Raw genomic sequence first — 24,814 nt, forward strand, 5'->3', positions numbered from 1 at the left:
CGAGGGTGTTTGCCACGCCCAGCCGTCGCGCCTCGGGCGTGGCTTCGTCGGCGAGCTCGAAGGCCCGTCTCTTGTAGGGGATGGTCACGTTGAGGCCCTGCCAGCCACCGAGGAGGAGGAAGTCGTCGAGCTCCTCGGGCTCCCGCTCGAAGAGCTCGTAGGAGGGGAGCCCCAGCGCCGCGTGGATCGTGGGCGACCAGCTGTGGCCGAGCCTCCTACCCAGGAGGCCGAAGCGACCGCCCGACCCGGCCGCCACCTACACTACCTCCGAGTAGCTTCCCAGGTAGCGGACCTCGTCGCAGACGTCGCCCAGGGTCAGGAGGAGCCGGCGGAGCTCGGGCGCCCCGACGGGGCACTCGACGTCGAAGTAGAACATGAACTCGAAGTCGCGGTCGGGGATGGGCCGGCTCTCGAGCTTGAGGATGTTGATGTCAAGCGCATGGAGCTTCGAGAGCACGCGGTAGAGGGAGCCGGGCTCGTGGCTCACGACCAGCATGAGGGAGCTGCGGTCCGCGCCGGGGTAGATGCGCAGGTCCCTCGTGATGCAGGCGAAGCGCGTGTAGTTGTTGTCACGGTCCTGGACGCTGCGAGCGAGCGTGTCGAGCCCATACAGCTCGGCGCAGGAGCGCGAGGCGAGGGCGGCCACGTCGTCACGCTCCGACTCGGCGACCATCCTCGAGGCGATGGCCGTGTTCTCCACCACGTGGGTGCGGACCCCATGGAGGGACGAGAGGAAGCCCTCGCACTGGCTGAGCGCCTGCTCGTGGCTGTAGACGTCAGAGATCGACTCGAGTCCGCAGCCCGGCTTGGCGAGTAGGTTGTGGTCGATCTTGAGCCGGCAGCTCCGCACCACCTTGAAGTCATGGCGCATCATGAGGTCGTAGACCTGGTTGACCGAGCCGGCGGTGCTGTTCTCGACGGGGAGCACGCCGAACTCGCAGTAGCCCTCCTCCACGGCGCGGAAGACCGCATCGAAGCTGTCGAAGAAGCTGATGTCGGCGTGCTTGAAGAGGCGGTCGCAGGCCATCTGGGAGAAGGCTCCCTCGACGCCCTGGCAGGCGACGTAGGCGTCCTGGGGGAAGTAGCCCGGGCCGTCCTTGAGCGCGGCGTCGACGCGGTCCAGGATGGGGCCGGTGTCGTAGTTGCGCTCCCCCTGCCGCATGCGCGACGCCTCCATGAGGAGCTGCATGAGCACCTCGGCGTATGACTTCAGCTCGGGTGGCACCTCGGCCGCGGCGGAGGCGACCACCCTGCGCTCGCGCGAGCGGTCGAGGATGGGAAGGCCCCTCTCCCTCTTGTAGGCGGCCACGCCCTCGGCGCAGTCCATGCGCTCTTGGAAGAGCGCGAGCATCTGGTGGTCTATGGCGTCGATGCGCTCGCGCAGGCGGGCGAGGTCCTCCATGGTCTAGTCCCTTCCCTCGCCAAGCGAGAACTGCGCGCCCTCGGGGGGGAAGGCGAGCCATGAGTCGAGCAGCGCCAAGGCGCAGACGGCCTCGGCGACGGGCACCGCGCGCGGGGCGATGCACGGGTCGTGGCGTCCCCTCACGCCGAGGCGCGCAGGCTCGCCCGAGACGAGGTCGACGGAGTCCTGGGGGCGGCCGATGCTCGAGGTGGGCTTGACGGCGAGGCGGAAGAGCACGGCCGCCCCGGTGGAGAGGCCCCCGAGCGCCCCACCGGCGTTGTTGGTGGAGGGAACGGGCCGTCCCCCCTCGAGGCGGTACGGGTCGTTGTCCTCGCTCCCGCGCAGGCGGGCGGCGCCGAAGCCCCGGCCGAACTCTATGCCCTTGACGGCGGGGATGCCGAAGGCCGCGCGCGCGATGGAGTTCTCGAGCCCGTCGAACATGGGCGAGCCCATCCCTGCGGGGAGCCCCGTGGCCACGCACTCCACCACGCCTCCCACGGAGTCGAGGCCGCGCCGCGCCGCATCGATGGCGGCGAGCATGGCCCCCTCAGCCGAGTCATCTATCACGGGCAGCCCGCGCCTGCCCTCGAGTCGGTCCATCTGCCGCTGCAGCCTCGCGCGGGCGTCGGGGGAGTTGTCGAGCGCCTCGAAGGGCTCGTCCCTGACGCCCGCGACCTCGGCAAGGTGGGCGCGTACGCGCACCCCGCGCGTGGCGAGGGCCTGCAGGGCGATGCCGCCCGCGGCGCAGAGGGGGGCCGTGAGGCGTCCGGAGAAGTGGCCGCCTCCCGGGACGTCCTGGTTGCCGTGCCACTTTAGCTGGGCCGGCAGGTCGGCATGCCCCGGACGGGGGACGCGGCGCAGCTCGTCGTAGTCCCCCGAGCGCGTGTTGGTGTTCTCTATGACGAGGGCGAGGGGCGCCCCGCAGGTCGCGCCGTCGGCGTTGAGGCCGGACACGATGCGGGGGAGGTCGGCCTCCTTGCGCGGCGTCGCCCAGGGCCCCTGGCCAGGCGCGCGGCGGGCCATGAGGCGGCCCAGTGCGTCCATGTCGACCAAGAGCCCCGAGGGGAGCCCCTCGACCACGCAGCCGATGGCCTCGGAATGCGACTGGCCGAAGACGCTCACCCTGAGCGCGCTGCCAAAGCTCGAAGGCATCCCTCAGCCCTCCCTCTTCTCCGCGACGCCGCCCAGGGCGGCGAAGTCCTCCCAGAAGCCCGGGTACGACTTTGACACGCACTCCGCCCCGCGGATGGTGGTGGGCCCCTCCGCGGCGCTCGCGGCGACGGCGGCCATCATGGCGATGCGGTGGTCGTTGTGGCTCTCCACGACCCCGCCGCGCAGGGCGGGGGCTCCCTCGACGACCAGGTCGTCACCCTCCGTCCGAACCCGCGCGCCCATCGACCGGAGCGCGTCACCCACGCTCTCCAGGCGGTCGGACTCCTTGAGCCTGAGCCTGCCCGCGCCCGCGAAGCGCGTCTCTCCCGTCGCGTAGGCCGCGACGGCGGCGAGCGGCGGGACGAGGTCGGGTATGTCCGCCACGCCGACCGTCCTGCCCAGGAGAGCGTCGTGGCTGCAGCAGGCCTCGGAGCCCGCGCGGCGGATCCTCGCCCCCATGGCCGCCAGCGCCGCGAGCACCGCGCGGTCGCCCTGGCAGCTTCCCAGGTCGAGGCCCCTCACGCAGGTGCCGCCCCCAAGCGCCCCGGCGGCGAGCCAGAAGGCGGCGTTGGACCAGTCGCCCTCGACCGCGAGCGTCCCGGTGGAGCGCAGGCGCGAGCCGGCGGGGACGCGGAGGCTCGTGAGCGCACGCCCCCCCTCCTCGACGCGCTGCGAGAGCACGCGCACGCCGAAGGCGGAAAGGGCCTGGATGGTCATGTCCACGTAGGACCTGGACTCGAAGGGGTCCTCCACCAGCACACAGACGCCCTCGTCGAGGAGGGGGGCCGCCATGAGGAGCCCGCTCACGTACTGGGACGAGACGTCGCCCGGGAGCCTGAACTCTCCGCCCGCCAGGCCGCCGCTCACGAGTGCGGGGAGGCGCCCCCCTCCCTCGAGCCGGGCACCGTGGGCCACCAGTTGCTCCCAGAGGGGGGAGAGGGGCCTCTCGGCCAGTCGTCCTGCCCCCACCATCCGGTAGCTGCCGCCCAGGGCGCAGGCCACGGGCAGGAGGAAGCGCAGGGTCGAGCCCGACTCGCCGCAGTCGAGGGTGGTGGGGGAGCCCGTCCCTGCGGCGGCCCGCACGGCGTCCCTCGCCAGGGGGGAGACGCGAAATCCCAATCGGGTGCGGGCGACCCTCGCCCCAAGCGCCCTCGCGCAGGTCACGGTGGCGTCGATGTCGCGCGAGCTCGTGGCGCAGTCTATGTCGCTTCGACCCTCGGCGAGCGAGGCGAGGACGAGCATCCGATGCGCCACGGACTTCGACGCCACGGCGTCGACGCGCCCCTCGAGGGGACGTGGGTTTATGGTGACGTCCAAGCTCTTCTCACCTAGTCCCTTCCGCAGCCGAGCTCGATGAGCTCGCGCAGCCCGTCGAGGCCCACGGCCCTGACCTCGACCTTGCCTGGGGCGAGGGGGACGACTACGTTCACGGAGTCGGCGTGCCTCTTCTTGTCGTGCGCCGCGAAGCGCATGAGGTCGTCCGTCGGCACGTCGGTGCCCGTGGGCAGCCCGTGCGCCCGCACCGCCCCCTCGACGAGCGCGGCAAGCCCCTGCTCGCTCCAGCCCTTGCGCTCGCAGGCGCGGGCCATGCAGCAGAGGCCTGCGGCGACGGAGCTGCCATGTCCCAGGGCGAAGCCGCTCGCCGCCTCGATGGCGTGCCCGATGGTGTGTCCCAGGTTGAGCGTCTGCCTGAGGCCGCGCTCGCGCTCGTCGTCGGCGACCACGTCGCGCTTGATCCTCACGTTGCGTGCCACCAGGGCCGTCATCCTCCCGGGCTCCAGCGACTCGTTGGCGGGGTGCTCGGTCAGGTCCCGGAGCATCTGGGGGCCGTCCAGGACGGCATGCTTCACGACCTCCCCACAGGAGTCGCGCAGCAGCCCGGCGGAGAGGCTCTTGAGGCAGTCCACGTCGGCGAGGACCAGCGAGGGCTGGAGGAAGGCGCCGGCGAGGTTCTTGCCCGCCTCGAGGTCGATGGCGGTCTTGCCGCCCACGGAGGAGTCGACCATGGCGAGGAGCGAGGTGGGCACCTGCACGACCTGGCAGCCGCGCAGGTAGAGGGCGGCTGCGAGTCCCGCCATGTCGCCCGTGACGCCGCCTCCCAGCGCCACCACCACGTCGTCGCGGGTGAGCCCCAGCCCGGCGATGCCCTCGAGGAGCGCCGAGAGAGTGCGGACGTTCTTCGACGCCTCGCCTGCGGGGAAGGTGAGGAGGCCGGCCTCGTAGCCAGCAGCGCGCAGGCTCCCGAGCGCCGCCTCGGCATAGAGGGGGGCGACGTTCGAGTCCGAGACGACGCAGGCCCTCTGGCCGCCGCAGGCGGCGCGGGCGAGCCGTCCGAGCCGTCCGAGCACCCCGCTCCCCACGGTGACCTGGTAGGAGCGGGAGGGCGTGTCCACCGCTATGGAGACGGCGTCGCTCATCGCCTCTCAGCCTCCCTCTTGAGCCGGTCGCCCTCGGCGAGGAGGGCCTCGAGCCGCTCGCCGTCCCTGGCGTCCAGGGCGTCCTTGTACTGCTGCAGGCTCTGGACGATGCGGCCTATCTCCTCCGAGAGGTGGTCGGCGTCGTCGAGGAAGAGCTCCCGCCACATGGGGGCGTTGAGGCGGGCCACGCGCGTCAGGTCCTTGTAGGACCCGGCCGAGAAGCCCCTGTGGTCCTGTGCCGTGGGGCTCTTCACGTAGGCGTTGGACACCACGTGCGCCAGCTGGGAGGTGAAGGCGATCACCTCGTCGTGGTGGTCGGCCGTCGAGAGCGTGTAGGAGCCGAAGCCGCAGGGCTCGAGGAGGGCCTGGAGGCGCTCGAACACGTCGAGGCGGGCGAAGTCGTCCATCGGCGGCGGCACCACGACCATGGGGGCGCCGCGGAACATGTTGGCCCTGCTGTGGGCGAAGCCCGAGTGCTGGGTGCCTGCCATGGGGTGGCAGCCCACGAAGGTGAAGGGGCGGCCTTCCGCGATGGCGAAGCAGCGCTCGCAGATGACGCGCTTGACGCCCACCGTGTCTATGACGATGGCCCCGGGCGAGACGAGCGCGGCCTTCTCCTGCAGCCAGTCGATGGCGGCCTGGGGGTAGCCGGCGAGCACGATGAGCTCGCAGCTTCCGATGGAGTCGTCGTCCAGGACGGCGTCGATGGTCTCGATGAGGGCGAGCTCGGTGGTGGAGCTCGTCCGGTTCCAGCCGAGCACCTCGCGCCCCGCGGCGTGCATGGCCTTGGCGAAGGAGCCGCCCATGAGGCCGAGCCCCACGACCCCCACGCGCCCGGGGACGAAGCGCGCCCCGCCCGCGCCCGTCACTCGTCCCCCTCGCCGAGGTCGGCGCAGACCGCATCGCGGATGAGGGCGATCCTCCTCATGGCGTCGCGGAACTGCGTGGGCGTGAGCGCCTGGGCCCCGTCCGACCAGGCCTTCGAGGGCTGGTCATGGACCTCTATCTCGAGGCCGTCGGCCCCTGCCGCGCAGGCGGCGTAGGCGATGGGCCTCACGTAGCGAGTGTGGCCCGTGGCGTGGCTGGGGTCTCCCACCACCGGGAGGTGCGAGAGCCGGTGCAGCACGGGGATGGCGTTCATGTCGAAGGTGTTGCGGGTCCGGGTCTCGAAGCTGCGGATGCCGCGCTCGCAGAGGATCACGTTGGGGTTGCCCTCGCTCATGACGTACTCCGCGGCCATGAGGAGCTCGTCGATGGTGCCAGAGATGCCGCGCTTGAGGAGGATGGGCACCTGGGTCTTGCCCACCTCGCGCAGGAGGGGGAAGTTCTGGGAGTTGCGGGCGCCGATCTGCATGACGTCGATGCCCTTGTCCAGGAAGAGCTGGACGTCGCGGGGGTCCATCACCTCGGTCACGACGGGGAGGTCGAGCTCGCCTCCTGCCTCCATGAGGAGGTTGAGGCCCCTCTCGCCCATGCCCTGGTACGAGTAGGGGCTGGTGCGGGGCTTGTAGGCGCCGCCGCGCAGGAGCCCCGCGCCGGCCGACTTGACGGCGCGGGCGATGTCCATGAGGTTCGCGCCCTCGACTGAGCAGGGGCCGGCGATGACCTGGAAGTTGCCCCCGCCCAGGAGCACCCCGTGGCCGCAGTCGACGACCGTGTCGGCGGGGTGGAACTTGCGGTTCGCCTTCTTGAAGGGCTCGGACACGCGCCTGACCTGATCGATGATGTCCATCGACTCGAGGAGGAAGGGGTCGATCCGCGTCGTGTCGCCGATGATCCCCACGATCGTCTCGTTCTCTCCGTGCGAGACGTTGGTCCTGAAGCCGCGGTCCTCTATCCAGCTCACGAAGTGGTCGAGCTGCTCGGGGGTGGCGCTTTCCTTGACGATTGCAATCATGTGCGGGCCTTTCCGGGCCAGGGCCCAGCGAGTTTTTCATCGATGCTACTACAGCGGGCCGATGGCCCCGGTGCCTTATCCAAAGCGTTACACCGGCGGGGGAGGCGGGCCTGTGGAGCTTTTGGTCTTGCGCGCGCATCCGCCTGCTTGGTCTATACTTCCGTGCCATGGCCCCGTAGCTCAGTGGATCAGAGCGTTCGCCTCCGGAGCGAAAGGCCGTGGGTTCGAGCCCCACCGGGGTCACCAAGCAAGCTCGAAGGGCCGATGGCGCAAGCCGGCGGCCTTTTTCATGCCCAGAGCCTTGGGACAAGCCGTCCGGGAGGTCGAGTGACGACGAACCAGAGCAACGGGGTGCCCCGCGCGGGCGCCGGTGCGGAGCGGGGGCTGAGCTGGGAGGAGGCCCGTCGGCTCGAGGCGCAAGGCAAGTCCAACGCCGGCACCACCGTCCGCACGAGGTCCGTGCGGCAGATCGTGACGGAGCACCTCCTCACCACCTTCAACTGCATCAACCTGATCATGGCCCTGCTCGTCGCCGTCACGGGCGAATGGCGCAACCTGCTCTTCATGGGCGTCGTGCTGTCCAACCTCGCCATCGGCATCCTGCAGGAGCTCAGGGCGAAGCGCATGGTCGACCGCCTCTCGATCCTCACCGACCAGCCCGCAAGGATTCTGCGCGACGGCGAGGAGGCCAGGGTTCCCAGGGAGGGAATCGTGCTCGGCGACGTCATCCTCGTCTCGCACGGGGACCAGGTCCCCGCAGACTCGACCGTGCTCTGGGGCGCGGCGAGCGTCGACGAGTCGCTGCTCACGGGCGAGAGCCGCCTCGTTCCCAAGGCGGCGGGCGACGAGCTCGTCGGCGGCAGCTTCGTCGTCTCGGGCTCCCTCGGGGCGCGCGAGGCGCGCCGCCGCCGCGGTCGCCCGCTCGAACTCCGGCGACCAGAACGCGACCAGCGCTGCCGTCTGCGCCTGGGCGGACGCCGAGGGGGTCGCGGAGGAGCCCGTCGCGCGCTCGGTCCCCTTCGACTCGTCCCGCAAGCTCTCGGGCTGCGTCCTCGAGGGCGGCGAGGCCTTCGTGATAGGCGCGGCCCCCTTCGTGCTCGGCCGGGAGCGCGCTGCCGCGCTCGACGACGTGCGGGTCGACCCCATGGAGCGCGTGCTCGTCGTGTGCTCTTGCGACGGCTTCGACGTGCGGGGCTTCCCGTCGGCGAGCCGCGCCTCCTGGGTCAGGTCGTCCTGCGCGACGAGCTCAGGCCCTCCGCGGCCGACACCATGTCCTACTTCGTCGCACAGGGGGTCGAGCTGATCGTCATCTCGGGAGACGACGCGGCGACCGCCTCCGCCATCGCCGCGAGGGCGGGGGTGCCCCGGGCGGGGGCCGCCGTGGACGCCTCTGGCCTCGACGACGAGACGCTCGCGCGCAGCGTGCGGTCGGGACGGGTCTTCGGCCGCGTCACGCCGGAGCAGAAGCGCACGCTGGTGCGTGCCCTCCAGGCGGAGGGCGGGACCGTCGCTATGACGGGCGACGGCGTCAACGACATCCTCGCCCTGCGCGCGGCGGACTGCTCCGTTTCCTTCGCCTGCGCCTCCGACGCCGCCCGAAACGTCTCTGACCTCGTCCTCGCGGATGACGACTTCTCTCACATGCCCGAGGTGGTGGCCGAGGGCAGGCGCTCCATCAACAACCTCCAGCGCTCCGCGTCGCTCTTCCTCGTGAAGACGGTCTTTTCCACCGTCGTGGCGGCGCTCTGCGTGGTGCTCCCGCCGTACCCCTTCATACCCGTGCAGATGTCGCTCGTCTCCACGGCGGTCATCGGCATCCCCTCCTTCGTGCTCGCCCTCGAGCCCAACCACGACCGCGTCTCGGGCCGCTTCCTCGACAACGTGCTCAGGAGGTCGCTGCCCGCCGCGGCGGTCATCTCGCTGGGCCTCCTCGTCGCGCTCCTCTCGCGCGGCATAGACCAGATGAGCTTCTCCGAGTCCTCGGCCATGTGCATGGCCATCGTCAGCGTGGTGGGCTTCGCGCTGGTCTGGCTCATCTGCCATCCGCTCAACGGGCTGAGGGTCGCGCTCCTCGCGTTGGTCGTCGTCGTGGTCGCGGGCGGAAGCCTCGCGTTTCCGGACTTTTACAGGCTTTCTCCGCCAAGTCCTGCCATGCTTATAGTGTTGGGCGCGATTTCGCTGGCGTCATGGAGGCTCTTCGGCCGGCTCTTCGAGCGCTCGTGCTCGGACGGCCGCGTGGCGGGGGCGGTCGTGCGCCTGATGGACAGGATGACTGGAGGCAGCTCTCATGGGTTTGCAGAAGATTGACGCAGCCGCGTTCGAGGCGGCGGTGGCGGAGGCTCGCGTGCCGAAGGCGCTGGCGGCTGGTGGCGTGGAGCGCAGCTACATCGACGTCTCGGGGATCCCCGGCGCGCGCCAGATTCCCCGCGCCCTGGTCGTCCTCCTCGAGAACTGCGTGAGGAGGGCCGCGAGCGACGAGGACGCCGTGAGGCTCGCGCGTCGCGTGGTCGAGGCGGGCCTTGCCGGCACCCAGGGCGAGGAGATCGACTTCATGCCCTCCCGCGTGCTCTTCCAGGACTTCACCGGCGTGCCGGTCTTCGTCGACTTCGCCGCCATGCGCGACGCCATGGCCGAGCGCGGGGGAGACCCCGCCGCCGTGAGCCCGCAGATTCCCTGCACCCTGGTCGTGGACCACTCCGTCATCGCCGACCACACGGGCGCGGAGGGGTGCGTCGCCCAGAACCAGGAGCTCGAGGCACGGCGCAACCACGAGCGCTTCTCCTTCCTCAAGTGGGCCGCCGGCTCCTTCGACAACGTCCGCATCGTCCCGCCCGGACGCGGCATCTGCCACCAGCTCAACATCGAACGCTTCTGCGAGGTCGTCTCGCGCGACGCCCAGGCGCCGGCGGGGTCGCAGATGGCCTGCTTCGACACGCTCGTCGGCACGGACTCGCACACCACGACCGCGAACGGGCTCGGCGTCCTCGGTTGGGGGGTGGGTGGCATCGAGGCGGAGGCCGCCGCGCTCGGCCAGCCCATCTCGATGCTGGTCCCTCCCGTGGTCGAGCTCAGGCTGCGGAGCCACCTCCCGGACGGGGTGAGCGGCATGGACCTCGCCCTCACCGTGGCGCAGCGCCTGCGCGCCGAGGGCGTCGTGGGCTGCCTCGTGGAGGTGACGGGGGAGGGCGCGGCGACCCTCAGCGCCACGCAGCGTGCCTGCGTGGCCAACATGACCCCCGAGTACGGCGCCACGACGACCCTCTTCCCCGTGGACGAGGCGGCCATGGACTACCTCGCCCTCACCGGCCGCGACGAGGGCGAGCTCGCCTTCGCACGGGCCTTCCTGGAGCGGGAGGGCGTCTTCGGCGGCTCCGAGGGCAGGCGCTACTCCCGCAGCGTCGAGCTCGACCTGACTGAGGTCGAGCTGAGCCTTGCCGGTCCCTCCCGCCCGCACGACCGTCTGGTGCCCTCCGAGCTGCGCGCGCGCTTCCGTGCCTCGCTGGCGGAGCACGGCCGCGAACCGGGCCTGGCCAGGAAGGTGACCGTGGGCGACCGCGAGTTCGAGCTCGGGCACGGGACCATGGCGATCGCCGCCATCACCAGCTGCACCACCGCGACCGACCCGGCGATGATGGTCGCCGCGGGCATACTTGCGCGCAAGGCGAGGGGGAGGGGGCTCTCCGCCAAGCCCTGGGTCAAGCGGATTCTGGCGCCGGGCAGCCACGCCACGACGCTTTTGCTCGAGCGCGCGCAGCTCCTCGCCCCCCTTGCCGAGCTCGGCTTCGCCACCTGCGGGTACGGCTGCATGAGCTGCATCGGCAACTCGGGCGACATCCTGCCCGGGCTGCATGCCGTCGCGGACGAGCTGGAGCTCGCGAGCGTGCTCTCGGGCAACCGCAACTTCGAGGGGCGCATCTCTCCCGACGTCGCCCAGAACTACCTCTGCCAGCCCGCCCTCGTCGTCGCCTACGCGCTCGTGGGCAGCGTGGACGTCGACCTCTCGCGCGAGCCCGTGGCCGTCGGCCCCGACGGGCCGGTCATGCTCTCCGAGCTCCTTCCCACCCAGGCCGAGATAGACGACGCCCTGGCCTCCGCCCTCGACGGGAGCCTCTTCGCGGAGGGGGGCCGCCGCCTCTTCGAGGGCGACGCCTCCTGGGCGCGCATCGACTCCGGCTCGTCCGACACCTTCCCCTGGGACCCGGACTCCACCTACGTCCGGAGGGCCCCCTACTTCGACGCGGACCAGCGCGGCGGCACGCCCGCCATCAGGGGCGCGCGCTGCCTCGCCCTGCTCGGCGACTTCGTGACCACCGACCACATCTCTCCCGCCGGCTCCATCGCGCCGGATTCTCCCGCCGCCCGCTATCTGGGCGAGAGGGGCGTGGCCCCCGAGGACTTCAACAGCTACGGGAGCCGTCGGGGCAACCATGAGGTCATGATGCGCGGGACCTTCGCCAACGTCAGGCTGAGGAACGCCCTCGCGGGCGGGAGGAGCGGAGGCTGGACTCGCGACCTGCTCGACGGCGAGGTCAAGAGCATATACGACGCCTCCTGCCACTACAGGGCCCAGGGCGTGCCCCTGGTCGTCCTCGCAGGCAAGCTCTATGGCTCCGGCTCCAGCCGCGACTGGGCGGGCAAGGGTCCGGCCCTCCTGGGCGTGCGTGCGGTGCTGGCGCAGAGCTTCGAACGCATCCACCGCTCCAACCTGGTGCAGATGGGCGTGCTGCCCCTCCAGTTCCATGAGGGGGAGGGCGTCGCGGAGCTCGGCCTGGACGGCAGCGAGTCGTTCGACGTCGAGGCGATCGACTTCTCCCGGGGGCTCCCCGACGAGCGCGACTGCGAGGTGGTGGCGCGTCGGGCGGACGGCAGCGAGCTGCGCTTCTCCTGCGTCGCGAGGGTCGACACCCCGCTCGAGGTGCGCTTCATGACTGCCGGTGGCATACTGCCCTACGTCCTCGACAGCCTCTCGTAGGCCGCCTCGCCCGGAAGAGCCAAGGAGTTCCGCCATGATCTGTCCCAACTGCGGGTCCAACGTGCCTGACGGCTCGGCGGTCTGTCCCGCCTGCAGGGCCGACCTCGGCATGACGGTCTCGATGCCGCGCCAGGAGGGCCGCTGGTGTCCCAACTGCGGGGCGCTCGTGGGCGAGGGGGACGAGGTCTGCCCCTCCTGCGGGATGCCGCAGGAGCCGGCGTGTGGCGACGGCGCGAGGGCGGCGGACGGGTGCGTCCCCCGTGAGGCTTGCGGCGAGGAGTCCCCTCTGGGCGAGACCCACTCCATACCCCGCATCGAGAGCGCCATCCCCTCGGAGGAGGAGCTCGCCCTGCCCTCCGCCCAGATGGACCGGCTCCCCAGGCTGCGCGTGCTCGTGCTCGCCGTGGCATGCGCCCTAGTCGTGGTGGGCGGGGGAGTGGTGCTGATAACGCATCCCTGGGACCCCGCCGCCAACGACATCCGCGCCAAGGAGGACGCAGACACCTCCATGGCCGGCTTCCCCGGCCTGGTCAAGCAGCTCCAGGGGCAGGACGCAGGGAGCGGCTCGGCCAGCGGCGCCATAGAGAGCGGGGACGAGCGCACCCTGAGGCTGCTTGGTGACGTCTGGGGGCAGCTCGGGGAGCTCTCGGAGAGGCTCGACCAGAGCCAGGACGAGCTCGTCTCGGGCTACGCGAGCTCGTCATCGGACGAGCTCCTGGCCGGAAAGGCCCGCGCCGACCAGCTCTCCATCGACATCAGCAACCTCATCTCGTCCCTGTCCGAGATAGACGTGACCTCGGGGACCTACGCCGAGGACAAGCAGAACCTCACCACCTTGGGCAACTGGCTTCGCAACCGCATGGACGCGGTCTCGGCGGGATGGGCGAAGGCCGTCTCGTTCCAGGACCCCTCCCAGCATGCGGACGAGATCCTCTCGACCGTGAGCGCCGACGGGGGCTCGCCGGCCGAGTCCTTCAAGGCACTCTTCGACCAGGGCTATGCCCAGTGGGAGCCCAAGGAACGCCCGTCGCGCCCCTGACCGCGCTTCTCTGCCGAATGTGTGAAAGGGACCCCCTGCTGGTAGAATCAGCAGATGGTCCGCATGCTCCGTCGAGCCCGACCAAAGCCCGAATCATCTGCGTCCCAGGAGGTTGAAGCCATGGGATTCTTCTCTGACCCGCTCTATACGCCCAGCTACGAGCTCGAGGGGGGCGAGGTCGCCGTCCTCACCACCAGCAAGGGCACGATCCGCGTCGCCCTCGACGGCGAGGGGGCACCCGTCCACGTCGCCAACTTCTGCGAGCTCGCCAGCTCGGGCTTCTACGATGGTCTCAAGTTCCATCGCTACGTGCCGGGCTTCGTGATTCAGGGCGGCTGCCCCAACACCCGCGACATGACCCCCGAGCAGGTTGCCTCGGGCATGCCCGGCCCCTCCGGCATGCCCGGGACCGGCGGACCCGGCTACCGCATCCGCCAGGAGTACAGCACCAACCCCCGCAACAGCCACGTCGACGGCGCCCTCGCCATGGCGCGTTCCCAGGACCCCGACTCCGCAGGCTCGCAGTTCTACTTCTGCCTGGGCGCGCAGCACATGCTCGACTCGGGATACACTGTGTTCGGCACGACTCTGGAGGGCATGGACGTCATCTCGGCCCTCCGAGCGGGTGACGTGATCGAGTCGGTGCGCATCGAGGTCGAGGACAACTAGGCGCCTTGCGCGCGGCGATAAGGAGCGAAACGTGAACCAGCAGGCTTTCGAGGCAGGGAAGAGCGCCTACAAGCAGGGCAACCTCGCGGAGGCCCTCGCCCAACTCTCTTCGGCCAAGGGACCAGGCGAGGTCTCCGGGACCATCGACCACCTCAGGGGCAACTGCCTCATGCGCCTCGGGCGCTATGCAGAGGCGGCCCAGGCCTACGCGGACGCCCTGGGCGACGCCTCGTACGGCCATGCCGGCGCACTCGCCTGCAACAGGGGCCGCGCCCTCCTCGCCGCGAACCGCCCCCAGGAGGCCGTGGCCTCCCTCACCCTGGCAACCCAGGACGAGCAGTACTCGACCCCCTACAAGGCCTACGTGGCCCTGGGCAACGCCTACAAGCGCCTGGGCAACGTCCGCGAGGCCGGCGTCGCGTACCGCAGCGCCGCCATTGACGAGGCCAACCCCGACCCCTCCTCGAGCCTGCGCGAGCTGGGCGGCTGCTTCATGCAGATGGGCCGCGCGGTCGACGCGGTCGAGGCCTATCGCACCGCGCTTGACTTCTCGACCCCGCTCGCGAGCCAGAGCGCCATCTACGGCGACCTGGGCCTTGCCTACGTGGCGGCCAACCGCATGGCGGAGGCGGTCGACGCCTTCGGGCATGCCACGGCAGACGGCTCCCACACCCTAAGCCCCGAGGCCAACGCCGCCTTCGAGGCCGCGAAGCGCGCCGTCGCGGCCATCGCCGGCAGCGGCCCCTCCGAGACGGACGCCTTCCTCGCGGCCGCGGGCTATGGCAGCGCCGGCTACGATCCCCTAGACCCGACGGGCTCCACCGGCGAGTTCATGCCTTCGCCCGAGGACACCGGCTTCTTCTCGGTCAGCGAAGAGGACCTGGTGCAGCAGGAGCGCAAGGAGCGCAAAGTGCGCCGCAAGCGCAGGCACCCCTTCCTCCGCTTCCTGCTCGCCCTCGTCGTCGTCGCCCTCATCCTCTGCGCTGGCGGTGGCTACGCGTACTGGCGCGGCTACGGCTGGCCCACCCAGGAGTCCGTGGTGAAGGAGCTCTTCTCCACGGGCGTGACGGGCGGCGACGTGGCGTCGTACCTCTCCGGCTCGGTCTCGGACGAGGCACGTGCCCAGATCAAGGCCGTGCTGCCGGGTTCCGTGAGCTCGCTCAGCATAGACGGGGTGGACCAGTCCATGGCCGCCTCCAAGGTCCTCGCCACCGCCACGCTCCCCGCGGGCGGCCAGCAGAGCTACACCGTCGAGCTCGTGCGCGACGGCATCGGCTGGAAGGTGAGCGGCGTGAGCGCGTCCTACGCCTCCCAGCAGGGGACGGCTGCCACCACCAGCGCCTCGAGCGACGCCGCGGCCACGGCCGCAGGTTCTGCGGGCGAGCCTGCGACGAGCAGTGACGCTGCGGGGACCTCGACCGGCAGCATCGCGACCGACTAGCGTCACCTTGGGACCGTCACGGCAACCATTCGATAGGAACAGGAAGACAATGCCGATTCTCGACTCACTCTTCGGCGAATATGACGGCGACCTCGCCATCGACCTCGGCACGGCCAACACCCTGGTGGCGGCACGCGGGCAGGGCATCGTCCTGAACGAGCCCTCCGTCGTCGCCATCGACCAGAGCGCCGACCGCGTCCTGGCCGTGGGCGCCGACGCGAAGCGCATGATCGGCCGCACCCCCGGCTCCATCATCGCCGAGCGCCCCCTCAAGGACGGCGTCATAGCCGACTTCGACGTCACCGAGGTCATGCTGCGCTACTTCATCGAGAAGGCGCGCGGCACGCGTCGCTATCCCTGGTCGCCCAGGCCCCGCGTGGTCGTCTGCGTCCCCTCCGGCGTCACGTCCGTGGAGAAGCGCGCCGTCTTCGAGGCCACGATCTCTGCCGGCGCGCGCCAGGCCTACCTCATCGAGGAGCCCATGGCTGCCGCGATCGGCGCGGACCTCCCCATCGAGGACCCGACGGGCTCCATGGTCGTCGACATCGGCGGCGGTACCACCGAGGTGGCCGTGATCGCCATGGGCGGCATCGTCGTCTCGCAGTCCATCCGCACCGCCGGCGACGAGTTCGACCAGACGATCCTCGAGCACGTCCGCGACGCGTACAACCTCTCCATCGGCGAGCGCACGGCAGAGGACATCAAGATCAAGGTCGGCTCCGCGGCGCCCCTGGCGGAGGAGCTCGACGTCGAGGTCAACGGCCGGGACGTCATGAGCGGTCTGCCCAAGACCGTGCGCATCGAGTCCGAGGAGATCCGCCGCGCCCTGGACAAGCCCCTCGACGAGGTGACCAAGGCCGTCAAGGACGCCCTCGACGTCACCCCGCCCGACCTCGCCAGCGACCTCATGTACTACGGCGTCCTCCTCACGGGCGGCGGCGGCCTGCTCCGTGGGCTCGACCAGCGCCTGCGCGACGAGACGGGCGTGCCCGTCAACGTGAGCCCGACTGCGCTCGAGAACGTCGTCAACGGTTGCGCGAAGGTCCTCGAGGCCAATGCGCTCTCGGGCGGCTTCGTCCAGAGCGCGGGGCTGTAGGCGACCATGCAGCTCAAGGGGGGCGGCCTGAAGGGCGCGCCCGGCATACGGCGAAACGAGCCCGAGTCCGGCATGCGCCTCATGGTGGCGCTCGTCGCCCTCTCGCTGGTCATGTTCACGGTGAGCGCGCGCGAGTCGGGCGGCGGCTTCTTCACCACCCTGCGCGGCGGCTTCTCGACCATCGCCATGCCCATCCGCTACCTCGGCTCCGCCGTCACCGTGCCCTTCCAGGGCCTGGGCAACGTGTTCGCCAACCTCACCGCGGACCAGGCGACCCTCCAGGAGCTCCGCGAGCAGAACGAGCAGCTCACCACCCGCAACGCCGAGCTCGAGGAGGCGGAGAAGACCGCGACGCGCCTCCAGGACCTCCTCGCCCTCAAGAGCAGCTACAAGCTGCAGTCGACGGCGGCCCGCATCATCGCGGGGTCCACGGACTCCTGGAGCCGCACGGTGACCATCGACAAGGGCAGCGCGTCCGGGCTCGCCGTGGGCATGCCCGTGACCAACTCCGCCGGCGCCATAGGGCAGATCATCGAGTGCGGGGCGACCTCCTCGACGGTCCGCCTCGTCAGCGACGAGAACTCGTCCGTCTCGGCCATGGTTCAGTCGAGCAGGGCCCAGGGCATACTCAGGGGCTCTCCCGACGGGTCCCTCCGCCTCACCCTCATCGCCACCGACCAGACCGTCGCCGTGGGGGACACCGTCGTCACGAGCGGCCTCGGCGGCGTGTTTCCCAAGGGGCTCCCCCTGGGGAAGGTCATAAGCGTCAACAAGACGGAGGGGGCCCTCTACTACGAGATCGCGGTGGAGGGGACCGGTGCCGCGGAGGGCTTCGAGGAGGTGCTCGTCGTCACCTCGCTCACCGAGGACCAGGAGGCGACGGCGGAGGACATCAAGGCCGCGGACGAGCAGGACAGCTCGGCCACGGCTGTGGCGGCCGAGAAGGCCGGCTCGGCCAAGGACGGTGACGCCGGCACCTCGGCCGATGGCTCGGACGCGGCGTCGAGCGACGGGGAGTGAGGGGGCGAGCATGCAGGTAAACGACAGCAACAGGAACCGCAGGAGCATCGCCCTGCTCGCGCTGGGGTGCCTCGTCCTCCAGCTCGCGCTGGCACCCAACCTCGCCCTCGGCAACGGGCGCATCAACTTCGCCCTCGTGTTCGCGGCCTACATGGCACTGACGATCGGGGGGCGCACCGGCGTCGCCTGCGGCTTCCTCGCGGGCCTCGCCTTCGACCTCTGCACCACCGGACCCGTGGGGCTCATGTCCCTCCTGCTCACCGTGGCCTCCTTCGCCATGGGCATGGAGGAGCGGAACCGCCTCGCGGAGGACCCCTCGGGTTCGGTCGTCCTCTTCCTGCTCGCCGCCGCGGCCACCACCCTCGCCTACCACCTGGCCATGTTCCTCGTCGGGCAGGCGAGCTCGCTCTTCGACGTGCTGTTCCTGAGGACCCTTCCCACGCTCCTCCTGAGCGCCGTCGCCTTCCTGCCCTTCGCCTACGTGGGCTCGCGCTCCGGCGGCTCGCCCCTCTCGCTCGGTGGCGGCTCGCGCGGCCTCCACGGCCGCAAGGGCAAGGGCGGCGGCCGCTTCGACCTCGGAAGCCTGTAGGCGCCACCTTGAGTCCCATCCTCGTCGTCATAGTCATCCTGTCTCTGGTCCTGGTGGCCCTCCTCGTCAGCTTCTTTCTCGTGGGCAGGGGAGAGGCGCGCTTCACCTTCGACATCGGCGGAGCCTCGCCCAAGGCCTCGGGCGGCTCGGACACCTCCTCCGAGACGGGCTTCAAGACCCGCTTCTTCGGGCTCGGCGTCTTCTCGGGGTCCATCATCGCGGTCCTCCTCGCCCGGCTCTGGTCGATGCAGCTCATATCGAGCGACGACTACGCCTCCCAGGCGGAGTCGAACCGCACGCGCACCATCTCGGTCGCCGCCCCGCGCGGGCGCATCCTCGACCGCAACGGCGAGGAGCTCGTCACCAACCGGGCGAGCCTCACCGTGGTCGCGAAGGGCGACGTGGCGGACGACGACGTCGAGGTCCGGCTGCTCGCCAACCTCATCGGCATGCCCGCCATGGCGGTGAGGCGCAAGATCCAGAACAGCTCCGCCGGCGCCCAGAACCTCAGGACGGTCGCGGTGGACGTCTCGCGCCGCGTGGTCGCCTACATCGACGAGCATCCCTACCTCTTCGAGGGCGTGAGCGTCGAGCAGCGCACCCAGCGCCTCTATCCCAAGGGGAGCCTCGCCGCCCACGTCCTGGGCTACACGGGCTCCATCACCGCCGAGCAGGCGGAGCAGCTCGACTCCAACGCCACCGAGGGCTCGATAGAATACGAGCTTGGCGACACGGTGGGGCAGGCGGGCGTGGAGTACCAGTACGAGTCGGTGCTCCAGGGCGTCAAGGGCGAGCAGAAGGTCTACGTCGACGCGGACGGCAAAGTCCTCTCGTACTCGAGCGCCGTCGAGGCGCGGAGTGGCTCGGACGTCATCCTCACCCTGGACGCGGGCGTCCAGCAGGTCGCTGAGGAGTCCCTCGCGCGCAACATCAAGGCGCGGCGTGACGCGGGGTGCTCCGAGTGCTACGGCGGCTGCGCCATCGCCATGGACGTCACCAACGGAGAGATCATCGCCCTGGCCAGCGAGCCGACCTTCTCGCCCAACGTCTTCGTGGGCGGCATCTCGACCGACGACTGGGACAAGCTCTCGTCCGAGACCTCCTACAACCCGCTCGTCAACCGCGCCATCGCGGGGCAGTACCCCTCCGCCTCGACCATCAAGCCCCTCTCGACCTTCGCCGCGCTCGACTACGGCATCGCCACCATGGGCTCGCACTTCAACTGCGAGGGCTACTGGACGGGGTTCGGCAAAGACTACGGCCAGTACTGCTGGAACCACGACGGCCACGGCGACATGACGCTCCAGACGGGCATCACCTATTCCTGTGACGTCGTGTTCTACGAGATCGGCAAGGGCTTCTTCTACTCCAACGACAAGAACGGGCTCCAAGACACGTTCAGGAAGTGGGGCCTGGGCTCGAACGAGGGCATAGACCTGCCCGGCGAGGCGGCGGGGCGCGTTCCCGACGCCGACTGGAAGTGGGAGCACTATAGCTACGCCGACGACGATGCGCGCTCCTGGCAGGGCGGAGACAACACCAACCTCGTCATCGGCCAGGGCGACCTCCTGGTGACCCCGCTGCAGATGCTCTGCGCCTATGCCGGCGTTTCCACACGCGGCAAGGTCTGGCAGCCGCACGTTCTCAAGGCGGTCAAGTCCTCGGTGGGCACTGGCTCGGTGGTCGACTACAAGCCCAGCGTGCTGCGCGAGGTGCAGGAGGACCCCTCCTACATGGACCTCGTGCATGCCGGCCTCGTGGGGGTCATCTACGAGGAGTCCGAGGCCCAGGCCTCGCACTTCACCAACCTCTCGCACAAGGTGGCCGGCAAGACGGGGACGGCCGAGACCTCGCGCTCCAACCCCACCGGCTGGTTCGTCGCCTACGCGCCGGCCGACGACCCCAAGTACGTCGTCGCCTCGCTCATCGAGTACGGAGGCTACGGCTCGGAGGGCGCCATGTACGTGGTCCGCGACATCCTGGGCCAGATCTACGGGGAGCCCGACTCCTCGACCGCCGTCGACTCGTCCGGCGTGCGCTAGGGAGGAGGAAGGATGCCCCAGCCGCTTTCCGCACAGCAGCCCCAGGGCCTCTTGGCCCAGCTCCAGGCCCTCATACCCCGTGGCATGCGCCAGCCGGTGAGGGGAGGTCGGTTCTACCTGCCGCAGCTCCTCTCGGCCCTCGCCCTGGTGGCCTTCGGTGCGGTGGTGATCTGGTCGGCGTCCCTCACCATCGCCAACGCGTCGTTCGCGCGGCACCTCGTCGGCATCGCCATCGGCCTCTTGGGGGCCTACGGCATGTACCGCTATGACTACCGCGCCCTCGCAAACATGTCGAAGGCCCTGCTCGTCGCCGACGTCATCCTCATGCTCATGCCCAGCGTCCCCGGCCTCGGCGTGTCCGCCCTGGGCATGACGGGATGGGTCAAGGTCCCCCTCATCCCCCTGCGTTTTCAGCCCTCCGAGCCGGCGAAGCTGGTCACCATCTTCCTCATGGCCTCCCTTGGCGCGGAGTACAACGGCAAGATCGAGTCCCTGCGAGACTACCTCAAGCTCTGCGGGATACTGACCATCCCCTTCGTGCTCATCCTCACCCAGCCCGATCTCGGGACGGGCCTCATCATCCTGGTCACGGGCGCGTCGGTGATCATCTGCTCCGGTGCCCGCCGCACTTGGGTCATCGCCACCATCGCGGGCATCGTGGCCATGGCGTCGCTCGTGGTCGCCACCTCGATGACGCCAGGACTCCCGCACGTCCTGAAGGACTACCAGCTCAACAGACTCATAGTGTTCGTGGACTCGTCGGTCGACCCCTCCGGCAACGGCTACAACCTCCAACAGGCGAAGATCGCCGTCGGGTCGGGGGGCCTCCTGGGCAAGGGCGTCGGCAACGCCAGCCAGGCTGCTGGGGGCTTCCTCCCCGAGGCCCACACGGACTTCGTCTTCGCCCTCCTCGCCGAGGAGTTCGGCTTCGTGGGGTCGGTCGCCCTCCTGGCCCTCTTCGGCGTCACGATCCTCTCCACCATCCTCCTCGCCCAGAAGGTCGAGAACCCCTTCGGCAAGCTCATCCTGGCGGGCGTGGCCACCATGTGGTCGTTCCAGCTGCTGCAGAACGTGGGCATGTGCATCGGCATCATGCCCATCACGGGCATCCCCCTGCCCTTCATCAGCTTTGGCTCGTCCTCCATGGTCTCCCAGCTCGTCTCGGTGGGCATGGTGCAGTCCGTGTGGCACCATCGGACCAAGGTGAGCTAGCCTTCCGGAGGGGTCGACTCGTCGGGGCACTTGGCAGTACGTCAAATTCCGAGCACGGGAGCGTGGGCATGGCGGGCAAGAAGCGGGTCAGCGTCGGCGACGTCGCCGACATCCTGGGGGCGGGCAGGCAGAGCGAGCGCAAGCGCTCGGAGGGCGTGCGCGTCGGCGTCGTGGTCGCCCGCGACGCCCCGCCGTCCGTGGTCTCCTGCGTGCGCAGCCGCTTCGTCCCGGAGCTTCCCGGCGGCCACGTGGAGGTCCTTCCCCTGGGGGAGGAGCCTGCCCCCGGGACCGACTGCGCCCTCGTGCTCGCCGGCGCGGACGCCCCTGCGGCGCTCGCCGCCGCCAGGCGCATCGCGGGGCGCGGCGTACCCGTCGCGATCGCCGTGGAGTCGGTGCTCGACCGGGCCGAGGAGGCCATGGAGCCGACGGACCTCGTGAGCTACGTAGCGGGCGCCAACGACGACGCCTTGGGCGACGCCATCGCCGCGTGGGCCGTCGGGGCCTGCGGGGAGAAGGGCATCGCCCTCGCCGCCAACTTCCCCTTCTGCCGCGCCGCCAAGGTGAGGGAGCTCGTGCGCGCCTGCGCCCTGGGCAACGCCGCCGTCGGGGCGGTGGGGATTCTCCCCGGCGCCGACCTCCCGGTGATGACGGCGAGCCAGGCCAAGCTCGCCCTGGACATCGCCGCCGCCTGCGGCCGTCCCCTGCGCCTCGAGCGTGTGGCCGACCTCGCGGGCGTCCTGGGGGCGGGCTTCCTCTACCGCGCCATCGCGCGAGCCCTCGTGGGGCTCGTCCCCGGCATGGGCTGGGCCCTCAAGGCCGGCGTGGGGTACGCGGGCACCGTCGCCACGGCACGGGCGATGGAGCTTCGCCTGGGCGCCCGGGAGCTCCCTCCCTCCTCCGCCCGCGCTCGCGTCGGACAGACGTTGGAGGGGCTCCGCGACATCGCGCGCGAGCGCCTCTCACGTCCCGCGCGGGCTGGCGTCGTCGACGGCGATGCCGAAGACCGTTACCTGACCCTCCGACAGGGGCGCGCATGAGACTTCCCAGACAGGACCTCTACCACCGCATCGAGCCCCTGCTCGCACGCGTGGAGAAGCCGACCCGCTACCTCGATCACGAGTGGGGCGCCTGCGAGGACCAGGAGGGCCCCTTCCACGCCTGTCTGATCTATCCGGACGTGTACGAGGTGGGGCAGCCCAACCTGGGGCTCGCGATCCTCTATCGTCGCCTCAACGCCCAGGAGGGCATGTCGTGCGAGAGGTCCTACCTCCCCTGGGTCGACATGTCCGCCCTCATGCGCGAGTCGGGAGTTCCCCTGCTCTCCCTGGAATCCTCCGCGCCCGTCGCCTCCTTCGACGTGGTGGGCTTCACGCTCGCCCACGAGATGGCCTGCACCAACATCGTCGAGGCGCTCGACCTCGCGGGCGTGGCGGTCAGGGCCGCGGAGCGGGACGAGGACGACCCCGTCGTCATCGCCGGCGGGCCCTCGGTCTGGAACTGCGAGCCCGTCTCGCCCATGTTCGACGCGATCATCCTGGGCGACGGCGAGGACGCCATCGTCGAGGTCTGCGCCTGCGTGCGAGACTGCCGGGCGCGAGGCCTCGTCAAGAGGGAACTGCTGCTCGAGCTCTCCCGCATCCCCGGCGTGTACGTGCCGTCGCTCTATGACGTCGTCGTGGACGAGGGCTCGACGCGCTGGGGCTACGCCGTCCCCAAGCCCGGGAGCGGCGCGCCCCAGGTGGTCACCAAGCGCTGCGTCGCCGACTTCGCGGCGACCGACCCCCTTCCGCAGACCATCGTCCCCTACATGGGCATCGTCCAGGATCGCCTTGCCGTCGAGGTGCTCAGGGGCTGCGCACGGGGCTGCCGCTTCTGCCAGGCGGGCATGACCTACCGCCCCGTGCGCGAGCGGCCCCGGGCGCAGGTCGTCGAGGCCGCCGAGAGGGGGCTTGCGATCACGGGCTATGACGAGGTCTCCCTGACCTCCCTCTCCACCACCGACCACTCCGGTTGCGCGGCGATCCTTCACCAGCTGAACGCAGACCTCGCCGGCAGCGGCGTGCGCGTCTCGATTCCCTCGCAGCGACTCGACTCCTTCGGCGTCGAGATGGCGGCGGAGGTGGGTGGCGCCCGGAGGGGAGGGCTCACCTTCGCCCCCGAGGCAGGCAGCCAGCGCCTGCGCGACGTCATCAACAAGAACGTGAGCGAGGAGGACATCGAGCTCGCCGCCCGCAACGCCTTCGAGGTCGGCTGGAGGCGGGTGAAGCTCTACTTCATGATGGGGCTTCCCACCGAGACCGACGAGGACGTCGTGGGCATAGCCTCCGTCGCCCAACGCGTCCTCGACATCGGCCGCGAGGTGGTGGGCAGGGGCTACAAGAGCGGGGTCTCGGTCTCCATCTCGGTCGCGGTATTCGTCCCCAAGACGCACACGCCTTTCCAATGGTCCGCGCAGCTCGGCCGTGACGAGGTGATCCGCCGCCAGCGGCTCCTCCTCGCCTCCACGCACGACAGGGACATCAAGGTCTCGTACCACGACGCCGACGTCTCCCTCGTGGAGGCGGTTCTCTCGAAGATGGGACGCGCCGGCTTCGACCTGGTCATGGCCGCCTGGAGGCATGGCTGCCGCTTCGACGCGTGGACCGACCAGTTCGACTTCCAGCGCTGGCTCGACGCGGGTCGGGAGGTCGGCGTCTCGCTCGAGGGCGTCGCCTCGGCCCCGATGTCGCTCGACCAGCGCCTGCCATGGGACCACACCTCTCCTGCCGTCTCGAAGGGCTTCCTCAAGAGGGAGTGGAGGCGCGCTGCCGCGGGCGTCACCACGGCCGACTGCACCATGGAGAGCTGCACGGGTTGCGGGGTCTGTCCCACGTTGGCGGTCTCGAACCGCATCGAGGGGGTCCGCGATGGCAAGTAGGGCAGAGCAGCACAGGTTGCGCGTCCGCTACGGCAAGGACGGCCGCCTCGCCTACCTGGGCCACCTGGAGGTCCTGGCGACGATCAACCGCTCCGTCAGGCGCTCCGGCCTGCCCTTTGCCGTGGGCAACGGCTTCGCGCGTCGCATCCGGCTGCAGTTCTCGCAGGCGCTGCCGGTGGGGGCGTCGTCAAGGGGCGAGTACTTCGACCTCTTGCTCACGGATCGCGTGGGGGAGGGGGAGGCGCTCACGGCGCTGCGTGCCGCGACCCCCGCCGGCCTCGCCCCGCAGGCGCTCTGCTACGTGCCGCACCGGCTTCCCGCGCTCGAGGCATGGCTGTCCGACTCGCTCTGGAGGGTGGAGCTCCTGGGGGAGGTGGTGCCGGCGCAGCTCGGCGACGCGATTGTCGAGCTGCGGTCCAGGGGGAGCCTCGAGTACCTCAGGGGGGAGAGGCGCAAGGTCGTCGACCTTGGCAGCGCCCTCAGGGACTGGGATGTCGACGCGGGTGGCCGCGAGCTCGCCATCGTCACGCATGCGACCAACGAGGCGTCGCTCAGGCCTGCCGTCCTGCTCGACGCCGCCTTCCGCCTCATGGGGCTCCGCCCTCCCTCGCTCAGGGTCTCCCGGGAGGCCCAGTGGCACGTGGGCGACGACGGCTCGAAGCTGGACGCGCTGGGCCCCTGGGAGTAGGCATTGCAGGCGTGGCCCTCTCGCCCCGCTCCGCCATCCACGCGCCAACGCGTTCTCTGCATGTTGCCCACGCGCCAACGCACGCGCCGCGAGTCCCGCACGCTCTTGCGCACAGGCGGGCCGCTGCCCAACTGGGCAAACGCAAGCACGACCGTGCGTTGGAGCGTGCCTGCCGGAGAAGGCGTGCGAAACGGCGTGCGCGATGGGGTGGCGGCGCCTCGGGGCTGGACGCGCCGGGTCCCGGGGAGTAAGCTTCGCGCA

19 protein-coding genes, 1 tRNA gene and 1 pseudogene are annotated in these 24,814 nt (G+C 70.4%); 14 read left to right on the plus strand and 7 right to left on the minus strand.

Annotation, left to right across the window (positions count from 1 at the left end; translation table 11 throughout):
* Positions 1-61 precede the first annotated feature (61 nt).
* The 7 genes and pseudogenes from HMPREF1008_RS10900 to aroF all read right to left on the minus strand — a co-directional run.
* Positions 62-256 (minus strand): annotated as a pseudogene (locus HMPREF1008_RS10900) (shikimate kinase); the annotation flags it as partial.
* A complete protein-coding gene (locus HMPREF1008_RS06890) occupies positions 257-1,402 on the minus strand; it encodes a bifunctional chorismate mutase/prephenate dehydratase (protein ID WP_009279141.1) in 1,146 nt (381 codons plus the stop codon). It lies immediately after the preceding pseudogene.
* A gap of 3 nt (positions 1,403-1,405) precedes the next feature.
* The gene (aroC, locus tag HMPREF1008_RS06895) at positions 1,406-2,554 is read right to left on the minus strand and encodes a chorismate synthase (protein ID WP_009279142.1); all 1,149 of its coding nucleotides are present in this window, start codon (positions 2,552-2,554) and stop codon (positions 1,406-1,408) included.
* A gap of 3 nt (positions 2,555-2,557) precedes the next feature.
* Positions 2,558-3,871, minus strand: coding sequence for a 3-phosphoshikimate 1-carboxyvinyltransferase (aroA, locus tag HMPREF1008_RS06900; protein WP_009279143.1), 1,314 nt, complete (start codon positions 3,869-3,871; stop codon positions 2,558-2,560).
* A gap of 11 nt (positions 3,872-3,882) precedes the next feature.
* Complete coding sequence (locus tag HMPREF1008_RS06905) at positions 3,883-4,971, minus strand: 3-dehydroquinate synthase family protein (RefSeq protein WP_009279144.1); 1,089 nt, start codon at positions 4,969-4,971, stop codon at positions 3,883-3,885.
* Positions 4,968-5,840, minus strand: a complete 873-nt coding sequence (locus HMPREF1008_RS06910; RefSeq protein WP_009279145.1) for a prephenate dehydrogenase — start codon at positions 5,838-5,840, stop codon at positions 4,968-4,970. Before HMPREF1008_RS06910 ends, HMPREF1008_RS06905 begins: the two co-directional genes overlap by 4 nt.
* Positions 5,837-6,868, minus strand: coding sequence for a 3-deoxy-7-phosphoheptulonate synthase (aroF, locus tag HMPREF1008_RS06915; RefSeq protein ID WP_009279146.1), 1,032 nt, complete (start codon positions 6,866-6,868; stop codon positions 5,837-5,839). Before aroF ends, HMPREF1008_RS06910 begins: the two co-directional genes overlap by 4 nt.
* A gap of 169 nt (positions 6,869-7,037) precedes the next feature.
* Here aroF and HMPREF1008_RS06920 point away from each other — a divergent pair.
* The 14 genes from HMPREF1008_RS06920 (at position 7,038) to HMPREF1008_RS06990 (ending at position 24,553) form a co-directional block, all read left to right on the plus strand.
* Positions 7,038-7,114, plus strand: a tRNA-Arg gene (locus HMPREF1008_RS06920).
* A gap of 81 nt (positions 7,115-7,195) precedes the next feature.
* Entirely contained in the window at positions 7,196-9,175 is a 1,980-nt protein-coding gene (locus HMPREF1008_RS09965) for an HAD-IC family P-type ATPase (RefSeq protein ID WP_009279147.1), read from the plus strand.
* A complete protein-coding gene (gene acnA, locus HMPREF1008_RS06935) occupies positions 9,156-11,840 on the plus strand; it encodes an aconitate hydratase AcnA (protein ID WP_009279148.1) in 2,685 nt (894 codons plus the stop codon). Before HMPREF1008_RS09965 ends, acnA begins: the two co-directional genes overlap by 20 nt.
* Before the next feature lie 34 nt (positions 11,841-11,874).
* Positions 11,875-12,879 (plus strand): zinc ribbon domain-containing protein, encoded by a 1,005-nt coding sequence (locus tag HMPREF1008_RS10470; RefSeq protein ID WP_009279149.1) that lies wholly within the window; start codon positions 11,875-11,877, stop codon positions 12,877-12,879.
* Positions 12,880-12,999: 120 nt separating this feature from the next.
* Positions 13,000-13,548: a peptidylprolyl isomerase gene (locus HMPREF1008_RS06945; protein ID WP_009279150.1), complete on the plus strand. Its 549-nt coding sequence runs from the start codon at positions 13,000-13,002 to the stop codon at positions 13,546-13,548.
* Between the two features lie 31 nt (positions 13,549-13,579).
* Entirely contained in the window at positions 13,580-14,989 is a 1,410-nt protein-coding gene (locus HMPREF1008_RS06950; RefSeq protein ID WP_009279151.1) for a tetratricopeptide repeat protein, read from the plus strand.
* Between the two features lie 49 nt (positions 14,990-15,038).
* Positions 15,039-16,085 (plus strand): rod shape-determining protein, encoded by a 1,047-nt coding sequence (locus HMPREF1008_RS06955; protein ID WP_009279152.1) that lies wholly within the window; start codon positions 15,039-15,041, stop codon positions 16,083-16,085.
* A 6-nt stretch (positions 16,086-16,091) separates the two neighbouring features.
* Positions 16,092-17,105, plus strand: coding sequence for a rod shape-determining protein MreC (gene mreC / locus HMPREF1008_RS06960; RefSeq protein ID WP_009279153.1), 1,014 nt, complete (start codon positions 16,092-16,094; stop codon positions 17,103-17,105).
* A gap of 10 nt (positions 17,106-17,115) precedes the next feature.
* The gene (gene mreD, locus HMPREF1008_RS06965) at positions 17,116-17,694 is read left to right on the plus strand and encodes a rod shape-determining protein MreD (RefSeq protein WP_009279154.1); all 579 of its coding nucleotides are present in this window, start codon (positions 17,116-17,118) and stop codon (positions 17,692-17,694) included.
* A gap of 8 nt (positions 17,695-17,702) precedes the next feature.
* A complete protein-coding gene (gene mrdA, locus HMPREF1008_RS06970; protein ID WP_009279155.1) occupies positions 17,703-19,736 on the plus strand; it encodes a penicillin-binding protein 2 in 2,034 nt (677 codons plus the stop codon).
* 12 nt (positions 19,737-19,748) lie between these two features.
* A complete protein-coding gene (locus HMPREF1008_RS06975) occupies positions 19,749-20,948 on the plus strand; it encodes an FtsW/RodA/SpoVE family cell cycle protein (protein ID WP_009279156.1) in 1,200 nt (399 codons plus the stop codon).
* Positions 20,949-21,016: 68 nt separating this feature from the next.
* The gene (locus tag HMPREF1008_RS06980) at positions 21,017-21,985 is read left to right on the plus strand and encodes a hypothetical protein (RefSeq protein WP_009279157.1); all 969 of its coding nucleotides are present in this window, start codon (positions 21,017-21,019) and stop codon (positions 21,983-21,985) included.
* Positions 21,982-23,865, plus strand: a complete 1,884-nt coding sequence (locus HMPREF1008_RS06985; RefSeq protein WP_009279158.1) for a TIGR03960 family B12-binding radical SAM protein — start codon at positions 21,982-21,984, stop codon at positions 23,863-23,865. Before HMPREF1008_RS06980 ends, HMPREF1008_RS06985 begins: the two co-directional genes overlap by 4 nt.
* Positions 23,855-24,553 (plus strand): TIGR03936 family radical SAM-associated protein, encoded by a 699-nt coding sequence (locus HMPREF1008_RS06990; protein WP_009279159.1) that lies wholly within the window; start codon positions 23,855-23,857, stop codon positions 24,551-24,553. Before HMPREF1008_RS06985 ends, HMPREF1008_RS06990 begins: the two co-directional genes overlap by 11 nt.
* Positions 24,554-24,814: the final 261 nt, after the last annotated feature.

It is taken from the genome of Olsenella sp. oral taxon 809 str. F0356 (assembly GCF_000233535.1).
Taxonomy (GTDB): Bacteria; Actinomycetota; Coriobacteriia; order Coriobacteriales; family Atopobiaceae; genus Olsenella_I; species Olsenella_I phocaeensis.